Source organism: Bradyrhizobium sp. Kon37 (assembly GCF_055807535.1).
In genome coordinates this window covers 71698-94501 of the sequence record NZ_JBVVOY010000010.1, presented here as the reverse complement: position 1 = coordinate 94501, position 22804 = coordinate 71698, and the positions used below count along the sequence as shown (strand labels likewise).

Sequence of the window (22804 nt, the reverse complement as noted above, 5' to 3'; positions counted from 1 at the left end):
AGCGCCCGCCGACGAGATGGGCGTAGCCGAGGGCATCGAGACCGCCTTCGCCGCCATGCAGTTGTTCTCGGTGCCGACGTGGGCGGCGCTGAGCGATGGGGGCGTCGAGAAGTTCGAACCGCCCGCCCAGGTGCAGCGCCTAGTCATCTTCGGCGACAACGACATCAACGGCGCCGGTCAGAAAGCCGCCTATGCCTTGGCTGCCCGGCTCGCCGGTCGACTTGTTGTAGATGTCCGCATTCCCGAGCACGTCGGCACCGACTGGAACGACGTGCTCCGCGGATGACCAGACCAGCGCCCCACATCGTCAAGGCGAAGAAGCGCGAGATCCAGGTCCGCCACCGGAACGGCCGCAAATTCTCCATGGCCCCGGTCAGGCTGGCCGAACTCGATCGCCTGTTCGACCATCGTTATGGACAAGCCGAGCTCCCAGACGATGACGCCGGCCGGGACGACGCAAAGATCGCGGTCCACCACCTTGTGCAGATCGGCGGCGAGAAGGCGCCAGGTGTCCGAGCTGCCGCATGGCTGGCGCGTCGCGCCCCGTGGATGTCGCGCGACGAAGCGGAGGCACTCATCGCCGCCGCGCTGGCCAAGCCCATCAGGTGGGGCGCGGACACCTTGGGGAAGCGTGTCCGTCTGACATGGGTTGAGCGCAAGATGTTGAAGATCGGCACCATCTGGGCGATCGACATCACGAGGGCAGAAGCGGCGGCCGAACAAGCGGTGACCAGACAGGCCGCACGCCATGCCAAGCGCCGCCTGAGGGGCGTCAAGCCGCGGCACGAGTACGAGGCCGGCGCGATCGGCCATGGCAAGCCCTGGATCGCGGAGGGCGTGTCGATGGCAACGTGGTATCGCCGGCAGAAGCAGCCGCCATTGCAGTGAGCGGACAGTTTTCGCCCGCGCTTTCCCTGATACCTCCCCAGAAACCAGAAGATCCGCGAGCGCGGCAGTGCGCACACACGCGCGCGAGGCGACCTATATGCTCGGGCCAGACTTTCTCATTCGGCGTGAGAAAGTGTGGTCAGAGCATATTCTGTCCATTGCTCGGACCCTACTTTCTCACCCAACTGCTTCCGCGGTGAAGTCTTGGCCGAGGTGGAGGTGAAGGCTCTAGAACACCTCAATCTCACCCACACGCAAGTAACTGAGAGAGCCGGCTTCGCCCTCCGCGCTTTTGCCCCAACCCACGGCAAAGACTCGCGTTTCAACGGCACGCCAAAGCTAACGACGTTAGCGCAGTTACTATACCATCAGTCTTGTGGACAGGTGCTGTCTTGCAGCTAACTGCAATGCATCTCAATTGCTTCAAAGACTTACTCTGGTGTAAGCTGAGCCAGAACTGATTTGCACACCACTCGGTAGCGCACAGGTAGCACCGGAAGCCATGGGAAGATTGCAGGCACGCGCGCGAGGCCGTCGACCGATCGGCGGTCAGATCCCCATGGTTTGCCCTGAGAAGACCCCTACCCCACCCGGCTACCCCAGACTTCCAGCGCTCGCGCCCGAGTTCATCTGCTCGTTCTCTTACGCGGTCCCCTTGGAAAAAACCTGTTGCCGAAGCGTCACTAAAAGTTGGCGGCGACTTCCGAAAAAAAATCGGCGTCCAGCCAACGGTTCGCGGGCGCTGACATGACTGCGCGGCTGATTACGGATTACCCCGCTCTGATCCAGGCCCTTCGCGATCGCCTGAATGAACTTGATTTGTCGCACGAGCTCATTGGGGAGATTGGCGGGCTTCAATCCGGCTACACGAGCAAGTTGCTCGCGCCCACCCCGATGAAAAACCTTGGACCGATGTCTTTCGGGGCTCTGCTTGGCGCGCTGGGGGTAGCGTTGGTCATGGTCGAGGATTCGGAAGCGGTCGCCCGTGTGAAAGAGCGCTGGACCAAGCGGAAACGCCCGCCATCGAGCCGGTGCGTTGCTGGGGACTACATTGCGTCCCCATGTACAGCGGCGAGATTGGAGAAGCGTGATGAAGAACCTCGACGAGCAGATCGTTTTGCGGATGCAGGCCGACGACCGGCGGGCGCTGGAGCGGCTTGCGGAAGCTCAGCACCGGACACTGGCCAATTACGTGCGCTGCTTGGTCAAGGATCACCTCGAGCTGGCAAAGCAGCAGCCCGATGCGATGGTGGCGTAGCATGATTTTGTCGCGCCAGCCGCCGTCCTCTCCGCCGGCCCCGCCCACCATGGCCAGTTCTGCCCAAGGGATTGCTGCTGGCCCGCCGCCAATTCCCACAGCGGTCCATCCACCCGCCTCCCGTGCGCCCCCTGTACTCGGACAGCGTCCCGCCCTGGAACGCGAATTGGCTGGCCTCAAGTTGCAGGTCGCTGAACGGGCGCTGGCGGCATATGAGGGCATGCCGAAAGGCCGCGAGGATCTGGCGGCGCTCGTCACCGAGATCCGGACCATTGAATTTCAGATCGAATGCAACGGGCTCGCCCATGAACTGGCGCAGCGTCTCGATCGTGAAGCGGCGGCGGGTTGGCGGCGCCAGGTCGAGGCTGACCCGGAAGCGGCGACCGAGGGCATCACGGCAAAGCAATGCTGCGGAATGTGCCGCGAGGCGACCGGATGCGTGATCACCGGCGCTGGCTGCGCGCATCCGATACTGGTTGGCGGGGTTGGGCCCCGGCTCCAGGGCAATCCCGCGGTGCGCGCGCTGTTTGAGGCCGCGGCCGTACGGCTAAAAATTCCCGGATATGAGGCCACAGCATGACCGATCAACCAACCCCGCCGACGCCAGCGGCGCCGACGCCCGATCAGGCGGCTGCCAAGCTAGCTGAGTTGCGTGCGGACAAATTGTGGACGGCCGATTTCCTGAAAGGCAACGGTCCTCAGGTCGCCGAATTCCGCTCGTTGTCTGAGATCGCCATCAAGAGCGGCGACCGGATCGAGAAAGCGCTCGCGGGCGTTTTGGACGATGCGCCGATACAGGAGTCCGGCCACATCCTGAACATCGGCGCCGCCGCGTGGCTCCGCGACGCAGGAGTTGAAACCGGCGTTATCAGGCAAGTGTTGGCCGGTGACGAGGTCACTTTAAAGGAGCATGCGGCCGCCACTGCGACCAAGGCGCGCCTGCTGAAAGATCACGACTTCACCAAACGGTATATGGCCTCCGACGGAGAAGCGGTGCGGCAGATGACCCTGCTCAACGTGATTTTAAGCAGCAGCGTGAAAGCGGAGAAGCAGTCGTGATCGCCTCGACCCCGGCTGGCGTAGCGCTCAACCTTCTGAACAACAGCTATGGCGGCGGCGATCTTATGCAGCGCACGGCTGACGAGACCGAGGAAGTAAGACGCAAGCGCATGCAAGGTGCCAAGAACGCAGGCTACAGCCCGGCGGGTCAGGCGCTCGCGATCGACTTCGGATCAATGAGCGTGCCAGGCGCGGTTTAGATCAGGCGAAATCCCGCAAATAGGAACATGACAAATGATGATTCAATCGACACACAAAGCGCACGCCACCACTTGCAGTGACGCGGAAGTGGTAAGGCAGGCAGCCATCGGCAGCGCCAAGCTTACCTATGATAGTGGCGGTTCGCTCGCTACCTACAACGCTGCGATCAAGACGGCAGAAATTGCATTCTATCGGTCGGTCATCGCTTCCTGTGTAGCTAACGGCCTGCCCTCTTCGAACTTCGTCCCCGCGCTGCTCGCCCTCGGCACCGGTGGAGCATGAGCGTCCGCCTAGCGATAGCCGTATGGCTTGTTGCCGCCACGGCGGCTCATGCCGGCGAGGCGACTAACATCACGCTCAAGCTCACACCGGCGGAGGTGATCGCCTTGCAGCAGTCACTCGATCGCCAGCCCATCTCGCAGAGGCCGCCGCCTGCATATTGGTCGTTGCTGGTCAAGCTCACCCAGGCGGTCGAAGCAAATCCGGAAGCAAAGCGCTCCGTAGAGGCGACGTCGAAGTAACGCATCAGACCGAGAGTTCAGCCCCGCAAGGACAAGCTGATCGGAAGTAACCCGCCCCCCGAAAGGGACAAGGCAGAAAGGAGAAGACGGCCCCCCGACGAGGATAAGGCCGAAGCGGAGACACGATGCCAGCAAGAGGCGTCTGTCGAAATTTCGGCACACATTCTATGTCCCGTCGTTCGTTCAAAGCAGCCATTGCCGGCATCCTCGCCCTGTTCACGGCCACTGCGGCGGTCGCACAGACGTTCCCCACGATCCCAGCTAACTCCGTGATCGGAAGGCTGGGCAACGGCCCAGGCCCCGCGCAGGCCATCCCCAACTCGACGCTGTTCTCGGCCAACCTGTTCGACACGGTGCTTGGCTCGACGCGGGGCAGCATCCCTTATCGCGGCTCGGGCGGCTGGACCGGCCTTCCACCGGGCGCAGCCGGGAGCCTGCTGCAATCTGGCGGCACCGGCGCAGACCCGAGTTGGCTGGCGCTGCCGCTGTCAGTCGCGAAGGGTGGCACTGGCCAGATCACGGCGCCGCTCGCACGCGGATCGTCCGGGCTCAATATCGACCAATATACCGGCCACGGCGACAGCATCTACACCATCCTGTCGACCGACCGCACAGTCGGCACCACAGCAACATTCACTGCAGCGCGGACGTGGACGCTACCGGCCGCGAGTGCGGTCAATGCGGGCCAGACCATCATGGTGGCCGATTACTTCGGCGGCGTCTCGTCGACCAACAGCCTGACGATTCAGCGCTCGGGGTCGGATACGATCAATGGCTCGACCAGCACGACGATCACCACGGCTTACGGCCGGGTCGAGCTTCGCAGCGACGGCGTGTCGAAGTGGTCATCGGCCGCAGCCAGCGCGTTGCCGTGGCGATCCCCGACCGACTATGGCGCTGTGTGCGATGGCTCGACGAACGATTTCACTGCCTTGCAGGCATGGCTGACCGCGGTCTCCGGTAACGCATTTATCGGCTACATTCCGCCGGGGAAGACCTGCGCATATAGCGGGACATTGCTTGTTTCGAGCAACACGACGTTGTGGCTCTATGGGGCCACGCTCAAGACCCGGAATTCGGCCGCCAATAACACGACCCTCCTCATTGGTAACGCCGACTTCCTCAGCGCCGGTCCTTCAAACGTCGTCATCCAAGGGGGCACCTTCGACGCCAACAAAACCGGTTTAACGGGCGGGAATCAATCGATCCCCGTTTGGATCATATCGGCATCGAACGTCACCATCACCGACGCGACTTTTATAAACGGTGGTGGCACTGGCGGTGATTGTCTCTACATCGGAGGAGATAATACGCATGGCGGTCAATCCGTCCGCGTGAAAATCGATCGGTTTCGCATTTCGACGTGCCAGCGCAATGGCATCTCGCTTGTTGGCGCGATCTACACGACCATCACCAACGGCTATATCGCCGGTGCGATCACTGCCCCAGGTCACGGCATCGATATCGAGCCCGACAGCATCAACACACGCGATGACTACATCACCATCGAGAACGTCCAAGTGACGTCGAACGGCGGCTGGGGCATCTCCGTGAACCCGTCAAACCAAACAGGGGCGGTAACTTTTGGCGTTGCGATCAATGTCGCCGGTGTAGGCAACACGGCCGGCGATTTCTCGCAGTACAACACTGCATCGACCAAGGCCGGATTCAGGTTCATCAATGCTCGAGCAGCTAGTGGAACCACATTTGGCGGAACGACACCGGCTGTGGACGCGCTGCCGTGAGGGCCTGCGGATGAGCGGCACCGCCTGAGGCAAACCGTGATTCGTGCCGCGAAATCAACCTGTTTTACTTAGCCTTAACCGAGTGTTAACCTGCTAGCAGGTGTCGTGAGGAACAGAATGAACAGCGATTCGACCACCAAGCGAGTGCGCAGATGAACCGTCGCGAATTGGTCTTAGCGATTTTGGCAGCGTCCGATGGGCGAGCCTATTCGCCAGTACAGTTGCAAAAGGCTGTGTTCCTGATCACGCGAAATGTTCCAGGGCTGGTCGAGGGCGGCAACTTTAATTTTGTACCTTATGACTACGGCCCGTTCGATTCCGCCGTGTACGATGAAGCAACCGCGCTTAGCCGAGATGGCGAAGCGATCATTGCCCCATCCGGGACCGGCCGGTGGAACACGTATGCCGCAACAGAGGCGGGTGTGGCGCGAGCGCAGACCATACTGCGCCAGCTGACACCTACAGCGCAGCAGTACATTCGCGATGTTTCTACTTGGGTTCGGGCTCAGTCATTTAGTAGCCTCGTGAAGTCGATCTATGACACGTACCCAGAAATGAGAGCGAACAGCATTTTTAGGGGCTAGCTTTGACTGTTCTCGTTGGGGTTCGTTGCAGTGATGGTGTTGTGATCGGTTGCGACAGCATCGCGACCTCGTCGATGGGCCAATTTCCTCTCATCCACATTCCATTCGATGGAAAGATAAGAATATTTTCGAACAGCATCATCGTTGCCTGTACGGGGTCGATAGGGTACGCCCAGCGTCTGCATGAGCACGTTGAAGCGGCAATTAAGGGAAATGTCTTTACGAACTTCATTGCGCGAGAGTGTACAGCCAATATTGCGAAGCGCTTCCTCACTGAGTTGGCTGGAAGCATGGCGCCTAATCATCCTCAAAACGGCGTCGGGTTCGGAGCCTTGGTCGCGGCGAATCTGAAGGATGGCCCGATGCTAGTTGAATTCGCATCAAACGATTTCCAACCAGAGATGAAGACAGAGAAGCTTTTCTTTGTTTCGATGGGCTCAGGGCAGATGTTGGCTGACCCGTTTTTGGCATTCGTCAGCAAGGTGCTTTGGAAAGGCAAGATGCCCACGGTCGACGAAGCCAAGCTCGGCGTGTATTGGGTGCTTGATCACACCATCAAATTGGCGCCCGGTAAGGTGGGACCCCCGCTGCGGCTAGCGACACTCCGACAGATCGATGGCAAGTGGGTTGCTGCCGAGCAAGATACCCAAGAGTTTGCTCAGTACGTCGAAGAGCTCGAGGACCATATCGGTAAGTTCATCCGCGCTTCCGTCGAGGAGGCACCGAGCAGTCCGCCGCCTTCCGCGCCAGGAACATAGGCGAACGCCGGAGGGCCACCGCAAGGAAGCCCGAAACCGACTAAGTTGGTTTCATGCCGAGACGTTGAGCGCAGATGCTGCCGTACATGCCGGTTGCGCGCGGAATGATCCCAATGCCAGCGTTCGAGTCTTCCGTGTCGAGCTTGTCCACGATGCCACGCTGATTTGCGATAACCGACACCTTGCAGGCGCGCGTCCTTGCCTGTGCATACCCGTCACCGCCAGACATCTCAGTGATGCTGGTGAGCTGCCATACCATCGAGGTCTCGCCAGACTGCATCCGAAAGGTCGAGGCCGGCGGCCCGAACTCGCGAACGAGCGCGTCCGAGCTCTGCCCGATGTAGCGAGCACCAAGCCGTTCCGCGACTTCTTGAGACGACGCCGCGCAGCCGCCTAAAGCAAGGCAAAGCGCTCCTAGACCAGCAAAACGCATTTTGGTCCCCCAGACCTAAAGGCCCATCCAATCGCAACCGGAGGGCGAGCGCAAGAGCGGGCCTCCCCCTGATTCCTGGATATTCGATGGCGACCACCGACATTCCGCCGCCGCGACTCAGGAGCCGGCTCCGCACGCGCAATCGCGCGCTCAATGGAGCCTGTGCATGTCCGCCTCAGCGTCGACGAATTGTGCCGCCTGCCCGCATCAGACTGATTGTCGAAACAAGGGTTCTTGCCTCGATGAGATCAACGCCGCGCAACTCGCGAGCAGGAGAAGCTGCCCGTACCCGACCCTAATGACACCAGCCCAGGTTAGCGACTGCATGGGCGCTCTTCGAAAAGAGCAGACGCTTCGTCGGATATGTGGAGGGGGAAAATACGGCAGGCCGATCGTGTCGTCCTTAAAGTTCAGACGGCATTGCGCGGCTTATCCCGAATTTGGCGCCGAGGCGATGCGACTGGCTAGGGCAAACGAGCAGGCTGCGAACATTCGCCGTACCCAGGTCAATCTGGAGATCGCGCGCGAACGATCGGCGGTCAGTCGTCGCACTGCGGAGAAATGCAAAAACGGCCACATTCGAACGATGAACAATACCTTCTATGTTGAGTATGGCGGCTGCCTCGTCAGGCGCTGCAAAGATTGCAACAAGAGCGCTCGTGAGGCTCGCATGCCGGCACCGGAGCGGGTCAGAGCGTCCGTCGCGTTGCTTCACGAAGGACAGACGTTGAGTTCTGCGGGTGGCTACAGCTTGTCCTTGATGAAAAACTTCATACGGGAAAACCCTAGGATAGGCAGCCGTCTCAGGACGCTTTCCGAGAGGAATGCATCCGTACATCGGAGTGCTGCCCAGAAAAGAGCGAGGCGACTGATGGCGGCTTCATCTTTGACGCGCAACAATGGCGAAGACGCCTATGAGGCGGTCAAGCAAGCTACTGCGCGTGTACCCGAAGACGAGCGCGACGACGTGATGTCCCGAATGTTTGTTGCTATAGCCGAAGGCAGCTTGAAATTGCACGATGCTCGGTCTCGCGTGGGGGAGTTCTTAGCGGATCACCGGCGGCGCCCCCGGGTGTACGGCGAGGCCCGGTTCAGCTTGGATAGCCCGGTGGGCGAGGATGGGGACATGACGTGGCTCGACACCAAAACGGATGCTGACCGGCTCTGGGCCTAGGCGCGCCGAGGCGCCCCACGAGGGGAATTGCTTTTTTAACCAAATCAGCGGAGCATGTCCGTGGGCGTGAGAACCCGGACCAGAGCTATAGCCGCACATCCTTGGTCAGGATGCTCCCGATTGGCGTCGGGGGTGACGGCTGAATGAGCTTTCCATTTGGAAGGCTCGACGGACGCACTTGGCGGTGCGGCTCCGAACCCTGCCTTTATGGCCGGGGTCGGGCGTGCTGTCCAGAGGGAGGTTAGCCCCCAGGCCTCTCCCTTAAAAGCGCTCGGCTCGTCGCTCTGGCGAGTTCTCACCCCCCGGCTGCCGGTCCGTCACCGGCGTGGGCCGTGAGAAGCCCTTACCCAGAGCAAACCCACATGACCATCGAAAGACCCATGTTTCCGCAGCGAGCGGAGTCCGTGGATTCGTTTTCCGTCCAACCCGCCACCGGACAGCCTGAAGCGGGAGAACGCACCAGCGACTCTCCTAGGCCAGCCACGGGGCAGCCCAACGTCATCAACTTTCCGGGTAGCCGTCCGGCGTCCAACATCCGCGAGGTGCACAACGTATCGTTTTACGATGGCAGCGGGACGCCGGGCTGGCGGTCACCCAACTATAAATCGTCAGGCCGCCGGAACATGCACAGCTTCGTCTTCCGCAGCTACGACCTCATCGTGACGTCGTCAGAGGCCGACCTGGTCCGCGATGTCCGCCTTGATGTCGCCAAGGCACGGACGAAGCTCAAATGCATCCAAAGGCAGCTGCAGCGCGACCAGGAGCATGCTGCCGCCCGGGCCGACCTCTTGACTAGGGCAGAGACCAAGCTGCGCGCCGCGCTCGCCGCGGTGCACCCCATCCAATCGGGGGAGCTCTGAGCCATGACAAAAGCAAAGCAGAAGCTCAGTCGGCAGCGTGCCGTCATCACCCGCCGACGCAACGCAGCCAAGCGGAGGGAAACGGCCATGGGTCGATTGGGCGAGGATGGCGCCAGTTCGCCCGAGCACATCAACGCCCGCCTCCTGTGGCTCGCGATCGACTGGATGCTTGAGACACCGCCAAAGGTCGGCCGGACACCTTCCGAAGATGTGGCCGACTATTGTCTCCGCCACCGCATTAGCTTCGATTGGATGCTCTACGGCTGCCTTAAGGGGCTAAGAAAGATGGTCGAACAGCGCCGCAGCCGAACCGCAGCGGCCTCGCCCTCAAGCCTAAGGGACAAGCTTGCACAGCTGTCCGACTCCGAGCGCGAGCTCGTTCTCAGGACGGTCGAGGGGATGTTGCCGGAGGGCCGCCAATGAAGCGCCGCCGGCGGCTCAGGCGGTAACCCGGCGTCAATAGTCCCGCCTTACCATCCAGCATCGCGGATTGGTGACGAGTACCGCGTTACGCATGGGCATTGAGAACCCGTCGGCTGTCGTGGCCGGCGGGTTTCTTTTGGAGTAGCCGCCTTGGCAACGAAATGTCGACCGCAACGGGCTGCGGTCTTACTTGAGCAGTCCTAAGGCCGCCAGTTTGTTCGTAATGCGCACCCCGTAGCCGGAAGCAAGCACGATCGTTAGTGAAATTGCGAAGCAGATAAGTCCGAGCCGGAGCCAGATCTGGCGGCGTCCGTGAGTGGTATTCTCAGCGAGCGCAAAGCTAATCATCATGACAAGCGAGCTCGGGAAGAACAGATAGACCACCGGCGGTTCCTCGTTGATTTTGATTTGCTCAAATCACTGACCACCAACCCCGCGTGGGCGCTAACCGTTCCTCGCGCCACCAGATCATCCAATGGTCGATGATACGGCCCGCTCCACACGCAGCCAGTAGCCATCATAATTGACCTCTGGATCCAGTCGGGGCCGGTAGGAACGGTCCTGGCGGCAATGGCTTGCAATACTCGAAGTTACGCATTCGGCCGACATAGATGCCGATGAGCCGAATTGCGAATCCCGAGGAATGCAATGCGGCAAATTTCGGTAAACCGACTCTCGGTGTATGAGGGCGACCCAGGCTATTCGGCTTTTGAAAACCTGGGGGAAAGCCGACATGGCCTGCGCATCCTGCTGGACGGCGTCGAACAAGATGGCGTCCTCACCGCCGATCGCGCGCAAGGCTGGTTGCGCCGCTTCGTGATGGTCGACGGCCATCCCGTCATCGAGCGCGGTGTGCACAAAACAGAGATCGTGAAGGGCCGGGTTGAATTCGTCATCGACGACGCCGGCTAAACCGATCGCAGTGGCCTAGCCCGAGGTCAGCAGCCGCAAATAGGTGCCGCTCTCATGCAGCTCCAGCCAGCCCTTCTCGACAGCGCACCTGATGCCGGCGCCGAACTCCGAGCCGGTTCCCTTGAGCGTGTAGAGGAAGGGATAGTTGATTTTCTCGATGTGGATTCGGCCGTCCTGAACCGGCTCGATGCCGGCGGCGAGCTCGAGCAGCTTGCGGGCTGCGGCTTGTGGATCGGCAAAAGGGCGTTCGGTGACGTGCTTCATCGCTGGAATCAAAACCTCAAGCCCATGCTTGGCCTGAGTTGCCCGCGGCTGTCATGCCAGTTCGGGACGATATGCACAGATCCTGCGGCGCCGCATCCCGAACAGACCAGGCGCAACCCGACGCGCGACCACGGCTGATCTTGCGGGAGTGTGTCTAGCCGCACGTCGACCCTGCGATCGCAGCGGCCGTTCAGGCATTGGATGCTGCAGGTCACATGCCCGTCAGCCAACCATTCCGCGGGGCTGCGGGGCGGATAGTGGCCGGCCCATTTTGTGTATCGACGGGGAGCGCGCATGCCGCCATCAAAGCGGCATCGTAAGTCCCTCGCAAGTTATCGATTCCTGGTAGGTGCAGGCGCTCGTGAGCTACTGCGTGTCGTGGGTGTGGAGAACTATCGGCCGCCTGCTATTCGGCGGCCTATTCTGCCGCCTGATCATCAGCCTTGGCAGATTTGGGCGCCTCCGCCGGAAGGGCATTGGGCGCAGGCAGGAGTTTCTGGTCCGGCGGCGTAGGCGTCGGCAAAGATAAAACTATCTTCGGCACCCAATTCTTGTACCGATCGGTTGCCGTCGTGACTTGGTCCGCCTGCGCATAAAGTCCCAAAAGCGTATTCAGAACCGTGAGCACAAAAAACATCTTCTGCAGACGCGTGGAGTTTTGGGGCTCCTTCGGCTCCTGCTCATAAATCGCACGGACCTCAAGGTCGACCGCGAGAAGCTCCTTGAAGGCAGCATCGTGTCCGAAAAACGGGAAATATTTCAGCACCCGCTGAATCTTTTCCAAACCTTCGATCAGGGCCGTCCTTTGCCACCCATAGTCCTCGCTCGCCCGGAGTTCTTCTAATTCCGCATTGATCCTTTCAAGCGTATCTTTCCGCATATCCGTGGGCACGACCACCAAAGGGCAATGTTTTCGCATCACCATTTTACCAAACCAGCGAAGAGTGCGTACGTGCGCTTCTCCGACTGCATGTTGCGCTGGATCCCAAACAGTCACCAATCGGTCAGCCGATAGCATTTGTGCGCAGGCGCGCGTCGCACTTAGCGCTTCGTTTGCCAACTCAACATCGAGTTCAGTAAAGGTAGGAATGGCCTGTTCGACAAAAGTCATGCGCTGTCGGATGACGGCGAGCAAATCCAAAAACAAAGGATCGTTCGGATCGATGTCGATGAGCTTGGCAAACGCAGTAAGTCCGTAGTTCTGCCGCTTTGCCGATTTGAAATATTCAGCTAGCTCCGCAAGTTCGCTCGCCGGATCGGTCAGATCGACGGCCAAAGACTCCGACATTCGCCCTGTCCCCAAGTGCTACCCACGCGCTACCGGACTTAGATTTTCCGGTATCAATCTATTAAGTGTTCGCTGCTAAGTGTTTGATTTCGCTGGCAGGAGTGGCAGGGCTCGAACCTGCGACCCCCGGTTTTGGAGACCGGTGCTCTACCAATTGAGCTACACTCCTACGGACCCTGCGTTGCCGCCCGGATCAGGCCGCTTTGAAGCACAGGGGGCGGCCGGATTGCAAGGCCGGATTGCAAGGGTGAAGCGCGCTGGCTTCGCTTGTTAGTGCCGCGCCTTCTGGGCCACAGTCCGCTCCGAACAATAATAAGCACCGGGAGTACCCATGACTGCCCAAGCGTCCGCGACAGCCCCTCGCCCCTCGACTGCGCCGAAAACCCCGCCTCTGCCGGAATCCCGCCCCGAGACGCTGGGGCTGTCGCGCCCTCGCCTCCAGGCCATGTCGGACGCCTTCAAGCGCGAGATCGACAAGGGAACCGTCCCGGGCGTCACCGTGCTGGTGGCACGGCACGGTCAGGTCGGCTGGTTCGAGGCGCTCGGCAGACAGAGCCCGACGGGCGCAGCGCCGATGGCGCATGATTCGATCTTCCGCATCTTCTCGATGACCAAGCCGATCGTGTCGGTCGGCATCATGACGCTGGTCGAGGACGGCCACCTGATTCTTGGCGACGCGGTCGCGAAATTCATTCCGGAGTTCGCCGACCAAAAGGTCGGCGTGGTCAGCGGCGGCAAGCTGGAACTGGTTCCGCCAAAACGCCCGATGACGGTGCAAGACCTGCTCCGCCATACCTCTGGCCTGACCTACGAGCACCAGGGCGACGGCCCCGTGCACAAGATCTACCAGGACTCGCGGGTGCGCAGCCGCAAGATCACCAATGCCGAGCACGCCGCCCTGGTGGCGAGCTTCCCGCTGGTCTGCCATCCCGGCGACGAGTTCAACTACAGCCGCTCCACCGACATCCTCGGTCGCATCATCGAGGTGGTCAGCGGCAAGTCGCTCGGCACGTACCTCTCTGAGCGCATTCTAACGCCCTTGCAGATGGCCGAGACTGGCTTTGCGACAGCCGAGGCCAATGTCGGCCGGCTCGCCGAGCCGTTCGCGGCCGATCCCTGGACCGGCGACAAGGTCGCGCTGTTCAACATGCTCGAGCAGCCAATCATGGAGTCCGGCGGCGGTGGCCTTGTCTCCACCACCATGGACTATGCCCGTTTCGCGCTGATGCTGCGCAATGGCGGCACGCTCGACGGCAACAGGATCATCGGCCGTAAGACGCTGGAGCTGATGGCCTCCGATCATCTCGGACCTCACGTCGTGACCAACGGCACTCTGCTGTCACCCGGCCATGGTTTCGGCCTCGGCTTCGCGGTGCGCCGCGAGGCCGGCATCGCGCCCTTCCCCGGCAGCGTCGGCCAGTTTTTCTGGAGCGGCATCGCGGGGACGTTCTTCTGGATCGATCCGAAGGAGGATCTGTTCGTCGTGTTCATGAGCCAGGGCCCGGGGCAGCGCGATTTTACGCGAACGCTGGTGCGGGATCTGGTGTACGCGGCGGTCGATTAAGGGCTTCGCCTGGTCGCAGCGTCGCACCTCCACACTTGCTGTCATGCCCCGGCTTGCCGGGGCATCCAGTACTCCGTGGCGGATGTGGTGAGAGCGAGCTCTCCAACGAAGGCCGCGGAGTACTGGATCGTCCGCCTTCGCGGACGATGACACCTACTGGGGCGTCAACTAATCGTCGCGCCGCCGTCGATCACCATGGTCTGGCCGGTCATGAAGTCGCCGGCCTTCGAGCCCAGGAACACCGCGGCGCCCGCGATCTCGTCGGGGATGCCGATGCGCAGCAGCGGCGAACGCGCGGTCGAGGCTTTCAAATTCTCCGGATTGTCCCACAATGCTTTCGCGAAATCGGTCTTGATCAGGCCGGGCGCGATGCAGTTCACGCGGATGTTGTGTGGGCCGTATTCGCAGGCCAGGTTGCGCGCGAGCTGCATGTCTGCGGCTTTCGAGATCGCGTAGGCGCCGAGGATGGTCGAGCCTTTCAGCCCGCCGATCGAGGAGACGATGATGATCGAACCGTCCTTGCGCTCGATCATTTGCGGCACCACCATCGAGATCAGCCAGTTGTTGGCGACGATGTTGTTGTCCAGAATTTTCCTGAACTGATCGTCGGAGATGCCGGCGAGCGGGCCGTAATACGGGTTCGACGCGGCGTTGCAGACCAGCACGTCGATCTTGCCGAAGGCGCGGTTGCTCTCGTCGATGAGGTTTTGCAGGTTTTCCTTCGAAGAGATGTTGGCGGCGATCGCGACCGCGGTGCCCTTGCCGAACTTATCGTTGATGCCCTTCGCGACCTGGTCGCAAACGTCGGCCTTGCGCGAGGAGATCACCACCTTGGCGCCGTGCTCGGCCATGCGCTCGGCGATCGCAAGCCCGATGCCGCGCGTCGAGCCGGTGATGACGGCGACTTTCCCCTTCATGTCGAACAAGGTCATGTTTCTCTCCCAGAGTACGTTTTGATTGCTTGAAACTTACGCCGCATCCGCGCGACCGGGCAATTGCTCAGGCGAGCTTCTTGACTTCCGGTCCCGCGGGTTGATGCATCGCCGCATGCGCATCGTCCGCGATCCACGGCTGCTGGTTCACCATCGGCAGCCGCCAGACACTGCGTTCTGGGCTTGCGAAATAGTCGAGCCGCGTCACCGAACAATTGTCGATATCGAACGCGAGCCCCCGCTCCGGCTGATTGTCGAGTGCCAGCCCCAGCGCCGCCTTGATGGTGCCGCCATGTGCGACTGCGATCACGTCCTGCCCGGATGCCTCGACATTGATCCGCTCGATGACGCGGCGGGCGCGATTGTAGAGATCCATGAAGCTTTCGCCGCCCGGCGCGGGTTCGTTGATGTCGGCAAACCAGCTTGAGCCGACGGGACGGCTGGCGATGAACTCGGCGCGGTTCATGCCCTGCCAGCGACCGAGATTTTGTTCGGCGAGGTCGGATTCCCATTTCATCGATGCAGGCCTCGGGAAGCCCGCCGCCCAGATCGCTTCGGCGGTCTGATGCGTGCGCATCAGATTGCTCGAATACCAGACCGCCTTGCGTGGTAGTACTTTGGCAACAGCATTGAAGACGTAGGTATCGCTGGTGTCGCAGGCGAGATCGGACTGACCGTAGATGTTGCCGCCGTCATTGCGCACCGGCGCGTGACGGACCCACCACCAGCGTGTCGTGACCACTTTGGGCTTGTCTGCACCTGCCATCGAAACCCTTCCATACCGTCTGATGTCGCTGTACGTCAGTAGCGAACGTGTCTCAAGACACTTTACCGTTTGAAATCTTGTTTGAAATTCCGTCGCGCGGCAAGCGTCGCGTGCGAACCAAAGGGAGAAACCGCATGGGCCGTCTGCAAGGCAAATCCGTCATCATCACCGGTGCCGGCAGCGGCATCGGCCGCGCGGCCGCGCTGCTGTTCACCAAAGAAGGCGCCAAGCTGATCGCGGTCGATCGCACCGAGGCAGTGAAGGAGACAGTCGAGGAAGTGAAGAAGGCCGGCGGTGTCGCGGAAGCCATGATGGCGGACGCCGGCTCCGAACAGGACGTCATCGCCGTGATCGACAAGGCGGTGAAGACGCACGGCCGGCTCGACGTGATCTGGGCCAATGCCGGCGTCTCCGGCGGACTCGTTCCGCTCGGCGAGCAGACCGTCGAGCAATGGCAGGAGGTTTTGCGCATCAATCTGATCGGGCCCTTTCTCGCGGTGAAGCATGCGATGCCGCACATGGTGAAGCAGCAGTCCGGCGCGATCGTGCTGACCGCGTCCGTCGCGGGCCTCAAGGCCGGCGCCAGCGGACATCCCTATGCCGCGAGCAAGGCCGGCGTCATCTCCCTGGTGCAGACCACCGCGTATTCGCTCACCGGCACCGGTGTACGCATCAACGCAGTGTGCCCGGGCCTGATCGAGACCGGCATGACCAAGCCGATCTTCGATCGCGCCAAGGAGCGCGGCACCGCCGACAAGATCGGCCAGCTCAATCCGCTCAAGCGCCCCGGCCAGCCGCACGAGCTCGCCGCGATGGGATTGTTCTTGGCCAGCGACGAGGCGTCGTATGTCAACGGTCAGGCCTTCCCGGTGGACGGCGGACTGACGGCGTCGATGCCGTATACGGGGAAACCGGTTTAGCAGGCGGGTTCTCGCCTCTGTCTTGCACGGCACCGCCAGATTCTCAGCGTCGTCCCGGCGAAGGCCGGGACCCATACCGCGAGGTCTATCGGCTTGCGCACGGTGCCGATCCCGGACAACTGGTCTTCGCAAAACTGCTCCCTGTGGTTATGGGTCCCGGCCTTCGCCGGGACGACGTTGGGGAGATAGTGCGCGCCTCCTTCAGCACCGTCATTGCGAACGTAGCGAAGCAATCCAGAGTCTTTCCGACGGCGGCAGACTGGATTGCTTCGCTGCGCTCGCAATGACGGAGCCTGTGGGTGCAGCGTCGCGCTTCAATTCGCAATCCCATTTGCAGACACACCTTTGCCCTCTCGCGGCTCATTGCGCCCGAGCTTAGCTTCGTCGTCTTACGCTCAACGAACGAGGGCGCAGGGTTGCGCCCAGCGTTGACCGATAATTGGGGTGTTTTGCCCGACGGACAACGCAAGGTCTTGTAGCCCGGATGAGCGAAGCGACATCCGGGATTCCTACCACGAGCTGTCCCGGGTATCGCTTCGCTCACCCGGGCTACCGGTCTGCGTTGATTTGCTCTACCAGAGGCGGCGTTGGTATGGTTCGTGCAAGCACCTCAGCTTCCATCCCCCTGACAAGAACGTGACAATGCAGAGATCAAGACCCGACCGTATTCGCAAGCTGCTCGCCGACCTCGTCGGCTTCGACACGATCAGCGACCGCTCCAACCTGCCCCTGATCGCGCATATCGAGAGCTATCTCGCCGCGCTCGGCGTCAAGGGCGAGCGCATCACCGACGAGACCGGGCAGAAGGCCTCGCTGTGGGTTACGATCGGGCCCGAGGACCGCCCCGGCTTTGTGCTGTCAGGACATACCGACGTCGTGCCTGTGGTCGGCCAGGACTGGAGCCACGATCCGTTCAAGCTGATCGAGCGCGACGGCAAGCTCTACGGCCGCGGCACCACCGACATGAAGGGATTCGTCGCGGTGTGTCTCGCCATGGTGCCGGAGATGCTGGAAGCGAAGCTCGCAACACCGATCCATCTCGCGATCTCCTATGACGAAGAGATCGGCTGCGTCGGCGTGCGGCCGATGCTGCGCGAGGTCGCGAAGAAACGGATCAAACCGCTCGGCGCCTTCATCGGCGAGCCGACCGAGATGAAAGTCATCATCGGACACAAGGGCAAGCATGGCGTGCGCGCGACGTTCAAGGGGCTCGCCCGCCACTCCTCGATCGCGCCTAACGGAGTCAACGCGATCGAATATGCGGCCGAGCTGATCGTCGAGATTCGACAGCGCGCCGTGGCGCTCGCAGCCGTGCGAGCGGCCGACAGCCTCTACGACGTCCCGCACTCGACGCTGCTCACCAGCATCGTGCATGGTGGCGCCGCGCTGAACATCGTGCCGGATACTTGTACGGTGGATTTCGAATGCCGTGGCATCGGCATCACCGAATCGCGCGAGGTCACGGATGCGATCGTCGCCTGGGCCAAGGCCGAGATCGAGCCGGCGATGAAGAAGCAGCATCGGGAGTGCGGAATCGATTTCGAGGAGATCCTCGACTATCCCGCGCTCGACACCGCCGCCGACGCGGCCATTGTCACGCTGGCCAAGAGCCTCGCAGGGCGCAACGACCACGCCAAGGTCGCGTTCGGCACGGAGGCAAGCCTGTTCGCTAGCATGGCCGATATCCCGTCGGTGGTGATCGGCCCTGGCTCGATCGCACAGGCGCACACGCCGGACGAATTCGTGGAAATGGCGGAGCTGGAGAAATGCGCAGGCTTTGTGGAGAAGCTGATCGCGCATTGCGTGAAGGGGTGAGGTGTTTCCGCGTCATTGCGAGGAGCTCTTGCGACGAAGCAATCCAGACGGCCACCGTGCGAAGATTCTGGATTGCTTCGCTTCGCTCGCAATGACGAGCGTCTGGAGACACCCGTAGCCCGCATGAGCGTAGCGACATGCGGGGCTGCTGTCCCGGATATCGCTGCGCTCATCCGGGCTACGACTTGCCACCGTGCAGATGCAGGAACGAGGCAAGACCGCCGATGAAAATCAAGTTTGCCGGCTCATAGCTCAATGCTCTGCGGTAGCACTCCTCGGCAAGGGTAAGCTCGCCTAAATCTTCGTAACAGCAAGCAAGACCGTACAATGCCGTTCCGTGCTCCCAGTCCGGATTCTGCGCTACGATCTCAGCGTAAAGGACGGCGGCTTCCTTCAGGTGCCCCGCATTCATGGCACCGAGCGCGCGTCGTTCTAGCTCCAGCAGCTCGATAGCTGTACGGGCCAAATGTGATCCTGGGTCGGAAACTTACATCGCAACTAGGCGCGGCCGCCGGCCGCGCCTTCGGATTCCTTAAACGGCGCCCGCCTTCTGCGCGTATTCCCACGATGCCTTCGACAGCGGTACCGTGCGCTTGGCTGACTCCAGCGCCTTGGCATTCGCCGCGGTGCCATCGCGGACGCGGCCAGCGATGCCTTGCGTGATGCCGGCGAGGCGGAACAGGTTGTAGGCAAAATACCAGTTGAGGTCAGGCACCGTCATCTTGGTGACGTTGCAATAGATCTGCGCGGCCTCTTCCACGCTCGGGATGTTGAGCGCCTTGAGGTCGGCACCGTCCAGGCCAGGCATCACCCACTGCATCAGCAGATAGGTGAAGTCGGCCATGGGATCGCCGAGTGTCGACAATTCCCAATCGAGCACGGCCTGCACGCGCGGTTCCGTCGCATGGAAAATCATGTTGTCGAGGCGATAGTCGCCGTGGACGATCGAGACGCGCGCCTGCTCCGGCACGGTCTTCGGCAACCATTCCGCGACCTTCTCGAACTCCGGAATGGTCTGGGTCTCGGACGCGCGGTACTGCTTGGTCCAGCGGTCGATCTGGCGCGCGAAATAATTGCCGGGCTTGCCGAAGTCGCCAAGACCGATCGCGACGGGATCGAACATATGGAGCTTGGCCAGCGTCTCGATTTTGCTGGTGAAGATCTTTTTACGATCATCCGGCGTCTGGCTCGGCAGCGTCGGATCCCAGAACACCCGGCCGTCTTCCATCGACATGATGTAAAACGCTGAACCGATGATGCTGTCGTCCTGGCACAGCGCATAGGCCTTCGCGACCGGAAAGCCCTGCTTTCCCAGCGCCGCGATCACCCGATATTCGCGATCGACCGCATGCGCCGACGGCAACAATTTGCCGAACGGCTTTCGGCGCATCACATAGGAACGGTTCGGCGTATCGAGCCGGTAGGTCGGGTTGGACTGGCCACCCCTAAACTGAAGGACGACCAGCGGTCCCTGATAGCCTTCGACGTTATCGCGCATCCAGGCTTCGAGCCGCATCTCGTCGATGCGATGACGCTCCTCCACCGGTTTGGTGCCCGAGAATTCTTCGTCTTTCCTGACGCCGTCAGCCACGATGACGCTCCCTCTTCAGTCCGAACATGATCCTAATCGGTAACCCCCAGCGCACTTGCGTCAAGCGGTCATCCGATCACGGATCATGCCCTGTCGTTTCTTCAAATCGGGAGCGCCAGCATGCTCTCCCGCTTAATGACTGGAAGAGTTTGCATACTTCCGAACCTCGAGCCTGGCAATGGCGCGGTTGTGCACCTCGTCCGGGCCGTCGGCGAGACGGAGCGTGCGGATGTGGGCGTAGTCCTTGGCAAGGCCGGCTTCGTCCGAGACGCCTGCACCGCCGAAAGCCTGGATCGCCTCGTCGATGATCTTCAGCGCCATGTTGGGGGCTGCGACCTTGATCATGGCGATCTCGGCCTGCGCGGTCTTGTTGCCGACCTTGTCCATCATGTCGGCGGCCTTGAGGCACAACAGCCGCGTCATCTCGATATTGGTGCGGGCTTCGCCGATGCGCTGCTCCCACACCGAATGCTCGACGATCCGCTTGCCGAAGGCCGTGCGCGAGGTGAGCCGCTTCACCATCTTCTCCAGCGCCTCCTCGGCCTTGCCGATGGTGCGCATGCAGTGATGAATACGGCCCGGACCGAGGCGGCCCTGCGCGATCTCGAAGCCGCGGCCTTCGCCGAGCAGGATGTTCTCCTTCGGCACCCGCACGTTCTCGAGCAGCACCTGGGCATGGCCATGCGGCGCGTCGTCGAAGCCGAACACGGGCAGCATCTTCTCGACCTTGATGCCGGGGGTGTCGAGCGGAACCAGGATCTGCGACTGCTGCTGGTGCTTGGCCGCCTTGAAATCGGTCTTGCCCATCAGGATCGCGATCTTGCAGCGGGGATCGCCGACGCCGGACGACCACCATTTGCGGCCGTTGATGACGTAATGGTCGCCATCCTTCACGATGCTGGTCTCGATGTTGGTGGCATCGGACGAGGCCACCGCCGGCTCCGTCATCAGGAAGGCGGAGCGGATCTCGCCGTCCATCAGCGGACGCAGCCATTTGCGCTTCTGCTCCTTGGAGCCGTAGCGCATGAACACTTCCATGTTGCCGGTGTCGGGCGCGGAACAGTTGAAGACTTCCGAAGCCCAGGAGATGTGGCCCATCTGCTCGGAAAGCAGCGCGTATTCGAGATTGGTCAGTCCCGCGCCGCGGAATTCGTCGTCCTCATGCTCGTTGGGCGGCATGAACATGTTCCAGAGGCCTTCGGCCTTCGCCTTCTTCTTGAGGTCCTCGAGCACCGGGATCACCTTCCAGCGTTCGCCGCTGCGATCCTGCTCATCATAGACCGGCACCGCCGGGCGCACGTGCTTGGCCATGAAGGACTGCACGCGGTCGAGCCATTCCTTCTGCTTCGGCGACAGATCGAAATCCATGGGACGCTCCTCGTTGTCTCTTTGCGAACTTGTTTTGCGCCGGACTGTCCACCCGCATTGTGCGACCCGCAAGTGCGAATGCACGACTTGCGGACGCTCCGGAACCGGTTCGCGCGTTTGCGAACGAGTCCCGATTGCGGATTGACTTTTCCCGGCCTTCAAACGATAGTTTCATACAACTGTTTGAATTGCAACTCCCTCCCCGAGGGGCTCCCATGGCCAGCGATCATACCCGGACCGCCATTCTCGCCGCCGCCGAACGGCTCTATGCTGATCGCGGGTTCGGCGACGTGACGCTGCGCGACATCGTCGCGGAGGCCAATGTCAATCTCGCGGCGGTGAACTACCATTTCGGCTCGAAGGACGAGTTGATCGCGGAGCTGTTCGTGACACGCTCGATCGCCACCAACCGCGAGCGTCTGCGCGAATTGAAGGCGGCGGAAGAACAAGGCGGCGGCCGCGCGCCGATCGAAGTGATCCTGCATGCCCTGGTCGGCCCGACGCTGCGCGGCTGCCTCGGCCCGGAGAACCAGCGCTCGAGCGCGGCGCGCTTCATGATCCGCGCCTCGATCGAATCCGTGCCGCCGATCCGCCGCATCAAGAACCGCGAGATCGACCATTTGCGGAAATTCGCCGGCGCGATGCGCCGCGCCCTGCCCGACCGCAGCGACGTCGATATCTACTGGGGCCTGAATTTCGCGCTCGCCATGGCGCACCACACTATCCGCGAGAGCGAGCGGCTGACGAAATTATCGGAAGGCAAATGCGATCTCGACGATGTCGAGGACGTGGTCGAGCGTGTCGTCAGCGTGGCGACGATGGCGCTGACGGCGGGACGGACGGAGGCGAAGGCGCCGTCAAAGGTGGCGGCGCGCTAGCACAACTCGTTGCCGCACTGACGGTGCGCTCCCTCGCCCCGTTCTTACGGGGAGAGGGTTGGGGTGAGGGGCCTCTCTCCGCGTATGAGATCGTCGAGGGACCTGTACCCCCTCACCCGGATCGCACCGGACGATGCTTCGCATCGCCGAGGCGATCCGACCTCTCCCCGCAAGCGGGGCGAGGTCAGTAAGTGCGCTCACATCATCGCGATGCAGTCGATCTCGACGTCGAAGGGGCCGAACCATTCCGGCGTGCAGACGAAGATCCGCGCCGGCGGGTCGTGCGGGAAATAGCGCGCATAGACGGCGTTGAACGCGGCGAAATGTTTGGTCGAGGTGCAATAGACGTTGCATTTCATGACGTTGTCGAGGCTCGCGCCCGCCGTCTGAAGGCACAGCTTCATCTGCTCCATGATCAGTTCGCTCTGCCGTTCGATCGGTACATCCGCGATCTCGCCCGTCTCGGGGTCGAACGGCGGCAGGCCGGCGACGAAGATCATGTTGCCGGCGCGCGTGACCGGCGAGACCGGCGCCTGCCGGCGGTCAAGGAATGTCGAGATCGGTTCGACGCGGAGCGCTTCGCGTTTCATTCCGGGTTTCAT

29 protein-coding genes and 1 tRNA gene are annotated in these 22804 nt (G+C 61.6%); 19 read left to right on the top strand and 11 right to left on the bottom strand.

Annotated elements, in window-relative coordinates:
* Window positions 1-16: 16 nt before the first annotated feature.
* The 11 genes from AC0L3J_RS20085 to AC0L3J_RS20035 all read left to right on the top strand — a co-directional run bounded on the left by AC0L3J_RS20085 (window position 17) and on the right by AC0L3J_RS20035 (window position 7014).
* A complete protein-coding gene (locus AC0L3J_RS20085; protein WP_473348225.1) occupies window positions 17-286 on the top strand; it encodes a toprim domain-containing protein in 270 nt (89 codons plus the stop codon).
* Entirely contained in the window at window positions 283-888 is a 606-nt protein-coding gene (locus AC0L3J_RS20080) for a hypothetical protein (protein ID WP_473348151.1), read from the top strand. The genes AC0L3J_RS20085 and AC0L3J_RS20080 overlap by 4 nt, the downstream gene beginning before the upstream one ends.
* Window positions 889-1978: 1090 nt before the next feature.
* The gene (locus AC0L3J_RS20075; protein WP_473348150.1) at window positions 1979-2146 is read left to right on the top strand and encodes a hypothetical protein; all 168 of its coding nucleotides are present in this window, start codon (window positions 1979-1981) and stop codon (window positions 2144-2146) included.
* Between the two features lie 166 nt (window positions 2147-2312).
* Window positions 2313-2726: a hypothetical protein gene (locus AC0L3J_RS20070; protein WP_473348149.1), complete on the top strand. Its 414-nt coding sequence runs from the start codon at window positions 2313-2315 to the stop codon at window positions 2724-2726.
* On the top strand, window positions 2723-3205 hold the full coding sequence (locus tag AC0L3J_RS20065; RefSeq protein WP_473348148.1) for a hypothetical protein: 483 nt from the start codon (window positions 2723-2725) through the stop codon (window positions 3203-3205). Before AC0L3J_RS20070 ends, AC0L3J_RS20065 begins: the two co-directional genes overlap by 4 nt.
* Complete coding sequence (locus AC0L3J_RS20060) at window positions 3202-3405, top strand: hypothetical protein (protein ID WP_473348147.1); 204 nt, start codon at window positions 3202-3204, stop codon at window positions 3403-3405. The genes AC0L3J_RS20065 and AC0L3J_RS20060 overlap by 4 nt, the downstream gene beginning before the upstream one ends.
* Window positions 3406-3439: 34 nt before the next feature.
* Complete coding sequence (locus tag AC0L3J_RS20055; protein WP_473348146.1) at window positions 3440-3688, top strand: hypothetical protein; 249 nt, start codon at window positions 3440-3442, stop codon at window positions 3686-3688.
* On the top strand, window positions 3685-3927 hold the full coding sequence (locus AC0L3J_RS20050) for a hypothetical protein (RefSeq protein WP_473348145.1): 243 nt from the start codon (window positions 3685-3687) through the stop codon (window positions 3925-3927). The genes AC0L3J_RS20055 and AC0L3J_RS20050 overlap by 4 nt, the downstream gene beginning before the upstream one ends.
* 167 nt (window positions 3928-4094) lie before the next feature.
* Window positions 4095-5672, top strand: coding sequence for a right-handed parallel beta-helix repeat-containing protein (locus AC0L3J_RS20045; protein ID WP_473348144.1), 1578 nt, complete (start codon window positions 4095-4097; stop codon window positions 5670-5672).
* A gap of 152 nt (window positions 5673-5824) precedes the next feature.
* Window positions 5825-6256 (top strand): hypothetical protein, encoded by a 432-nt coding sequence (locus tag AC0L3J_RS20040; protein ID WP_473348143.1) that lies wholly within the window; start codon window positions 5825-5827, stop codon window positions 6254-6256.
* A gap of 2 nt (window positions 6257-6258) precedes the next feature.
* The gene (locus AC0L3J_RS20035) at window positions 6259-7014 is read left to right on the top strand and encodes an Ntn hydrolase family protein (RefSeq protein ID WP_473348142.1); all 756 of its coding nucleotides are present in this window, start codon (window positions 6259-6261) and stop codon (window positions 7012-7014) included.
* 40 nt (window positions 7015-7054) lie between these two features.
* On the opposite strand, the gene AC0L3J_RS20030 is transcribed toward AC0L3J_RS20035, so the two are convergent.
* Window positions 7055-7447, bottom strand: a complete 393-nt coding sequence (locus AC0L3J_RS20030; protein ID WP_473348141.1) for a hypothetical protein — start codon at window positions 7445-7447, stop codon at window positions 7055-7057.
* Window positions 7448-7613: 166 nt separating this feature from the next.
* Here AC0L3J_RS20030 and AC0L3J_RS20025 point away from each other — a divergent pair, with 166 nt between their 5' ends.
* The 3 genes from AC0L3J_RS20025 (at window position 7614) to AC0L3J_RS20015 (ending at window position 9904) form a co-directional block, all read left to right on the top strand.
* Window positions 7614-8621 (top strand): hypothetical protein, encoded by a 1008-nt coding sequence (locus AC0L3J_RS20025; RefSeq protein ID WP_473348140.1) that lies wholly within the window; start codon window positions 7614-7616, stop codon window positions 8619-8621.
* A 362-nt stretch (window positions 8622-8983) separates the two neighbouring features.
* The gene (locus tag AC0L3J_RS20020; RefSeq protein ID WP_473348139.1) at window positions 8984-9481 is read left to right on the top strand and encodes a hypothetical protein; all 498 of its coding nucleotides are present in this window, start codon (window positions 8984-8986) and stop codon (window positions 9479-9481) included.
* A 3-nt stretch (window positions 9482-9484) separates the two neighbouring features.
* Window positions 9485-9904: a hypothetical protein gene (locus tag AC0L3J_RS20015; protein WP_473348138.1), complete on the top strand. Its 420-nt coding sequence runs from the start codon at window positions 9485-9487 to the stop codon at window positions 9902-9904.
* 186 nt (window positions 9905-10090) lie between these two features.
* Here AC0L3J_RS20015 and AC0L3J_RS20010 read toward each other — a convergent pair whose 3' ends face one another.
* On the bottom strand, window positions 10091-10288 hold the full coding sequence (locus AC0L3J_RS20010) for a hypothetical protein (RefSeq protein ID WP_473348137.1): 198 nt from the start codon (window positions 10286-10288) through the stop codon (window positions 10091-10093).
* 264 nt (window positions 10289-10552) lie between these two features.
* Between AC0L3J_RS20010 and AC0L3J_RS20005 the strand changes: the two genes are divergently transcribed.
* Window positions 10553-10816: a hypothetical protein gene (locus AC0L3J_RS20005; RefSeq protein WP_473348136.1), complete on the top strand. Its 264-nt coding sequence runs from the start codon at window positions 10553-10555 to the stop codon at window positions 10814-10816.
* Between the two features lie 15 nt (window positions 10817-10831).
* Here the strand turns inward: AC0L3J_RS20005 and AC0L3J_RS20000 are convergent, their stop codons facing one another.
* From AC0L3J_RS20000 to AC0L3J_RS19990, 3 genes are all read right to left on the bottom strand, one after another.
* Window positions 10832-11080, bottom strand: coding sequence for a hypothetical protein (locus tag AC0L3J_RS20000; protein ID WP_473348135.1), 249 nt, complete (start codon window positions 11078-11080; stop codon window positions 10832-10834).
* Between the two features lie 418 nt (window positions 11081-11498).
* Window positions 11499-12368 (bottom strand): hypothetical protein, encoded by an 870-nt coding sequence (locus AC0L3J_RS19995; protein ID WP_473348134.1) that lies wholly within the window; start codon window positions 12366-12368, stop codon window positions 11499-11501.
* Between the two features lie 93 nt (window positions 12369-12461).
* A tRNA-Trp gene (locus AC0L3J_RS19990) sits at window positions 12462-12537 on the bottom strand.
* Between the two features lie 162 nt (window positions 12538-12699).
* Between AC0L3J_RS19990 and AC0L3J_RS19985 the strand changes: the two genes are divergently transcribed.
* A complete protein-coding gene (locus AC0L3J_RS19985) occupies window positions 12700-13932 on the top strand; it encodes a serine hydrolase domain-containing protein (protein ID WP_473348133.1) in 1233 nt (410 codons plus the stop codon).
* Between the two features lie 164 nt (window positions 13933-14096).
* Here the strand turns inward: AC0L3J_RS19985 and AC0L3J_RS19980 are convergent, their stop codons facing one another.
* Together AC0L3J_RS19980 and AC0L3J_RS19975 are read right to left on the bottom strand one after the other, a co-directional pair.
* The gene (locus AC0L3J_RS19980; protein WP_219683752.1) at window positions 14097-14864 is read right to left on the bottom strand and encodes an SDR family NAD(P)-dependent oxidoreductase; all 768 of its coding nucleotides are present in this window, start codon (window positions 14862-14864) and stop codon (window positions 14097-14099) included.
* Between the two features lie 67 nt (window positions 14865-14931).
* On the bottom strand, window positions 14932-15630 hold the full coding sequence (locus AC0L3J_RS19975) for a histidine phosphatase family protein (protein WP_473348132.1): 699 nt from the start codon (window positions 15628-15630) through the stop codon (window positions 14932-14934).
* A 134-nt stretch (window positions 15631-15764) separates the two neighbouring features.
* Here AC0L3J_RS19975 and AC0L3J_RS19970 point away from each other — a divergent pair, with 134 nt between their 5' ends.
* The gene (locus AC0L3J_RS19970; protein WP_456769410.1) at window positions 15765-16550 is read left to right on the top strand and encodes an SDR family NAD(P)-dependent oxidoreductase; all 786 of its coding nucleotides are present in this window, start codon (window positions 15765-15767) and stop codon (window positions 16548-16550) included.
* Between the two features lie 642 nt (window positions 16551-17192).
* Window positions 17193-18365: an acetylornithine deacetylase gene (gene argE / locus AC0L3J_RS19965; RefSeq protein ID WP_473348131.1), complete on the top strand. Its 1173-nt coding sequence runs from the start codon at window positions 17193-17195 to the stop codon at window positions 18363-18365.
* 178 nt (window positions 18366-18543) lie between these two features.
* Here argE and AC0L3J_RS19960 read toward each other — a convergent pair whose 3' ends face one another.
* The 3 genes from AC0L3J_RS19960 to AC0L3J_RS19950 form a co-directional block, all read right to left on the bottom strand.
* Entirely contained in the window at window positions 18544-18831 is a 288-nt protein-coding gene (locus AC0L3J_RS19960; protein WP_473348130.1) for a tetratricopeptide repeat protein, read from the bottom strand.
* A 66-nt stretch (window positions 18832-18897) separates the two neighbouring features.
* Entirely contained in the window at window positions 18898-19956 is a 1059-nt protein-coding gene (locus tag AC0L3J_RS19955) for a phosphotransferase family protein (RefSeq protein ID WP_473348129.1), read from the bottom strand.
* Window positions 19957-20088: 132 nt separating this feature from the next.
* Entirely contained in the window at window positions 20089-21324 is a 1236-nt protein-coding gene (locus tag AC0L3J_RS19950) for an acyl-CoA dehydrogenase family protein (protein ID WP_018460217.1), read from the bottom strand.
* 215 nt (window positions 21325-21539) lie between these two features.
* Here AC0L3J_RS19950 and AC0L3J_RS19945 point away from each other — a divergent pair, with 215 nt between their 5' ends.
* Window positions 21540-22202 carry a TetR/AcrR family transcriptional regulator gene (locus AC0L3J_RS19945; RefSeq protein ID WP_473348128.1) on the top strand — a complete coding sequence of 221 codons (663 nt, stop codon included), beginning with the start codon at window positions 21540-21542 and terminating at the stop codon, window positions 22200-22202.
* A 197-nt stretch (window positions 22203-22399) separates the two neighbouring features.
* On the opposite strand, the gene AC0L3J_RS19940 is transcribed toward AC0L3J_RS19945, so the two are convergent.
* A complete protein-coding gene (locus AC0L3J_RS19940) occupies window positions 22400-22792 on the bottom strand; it encodes a RidA family protein (protein WP_473348127.1) in 393 nt (130 codons plus the stop codon).
* Window positions 22793-22804 lie beyond the last annotated feature (12 nt).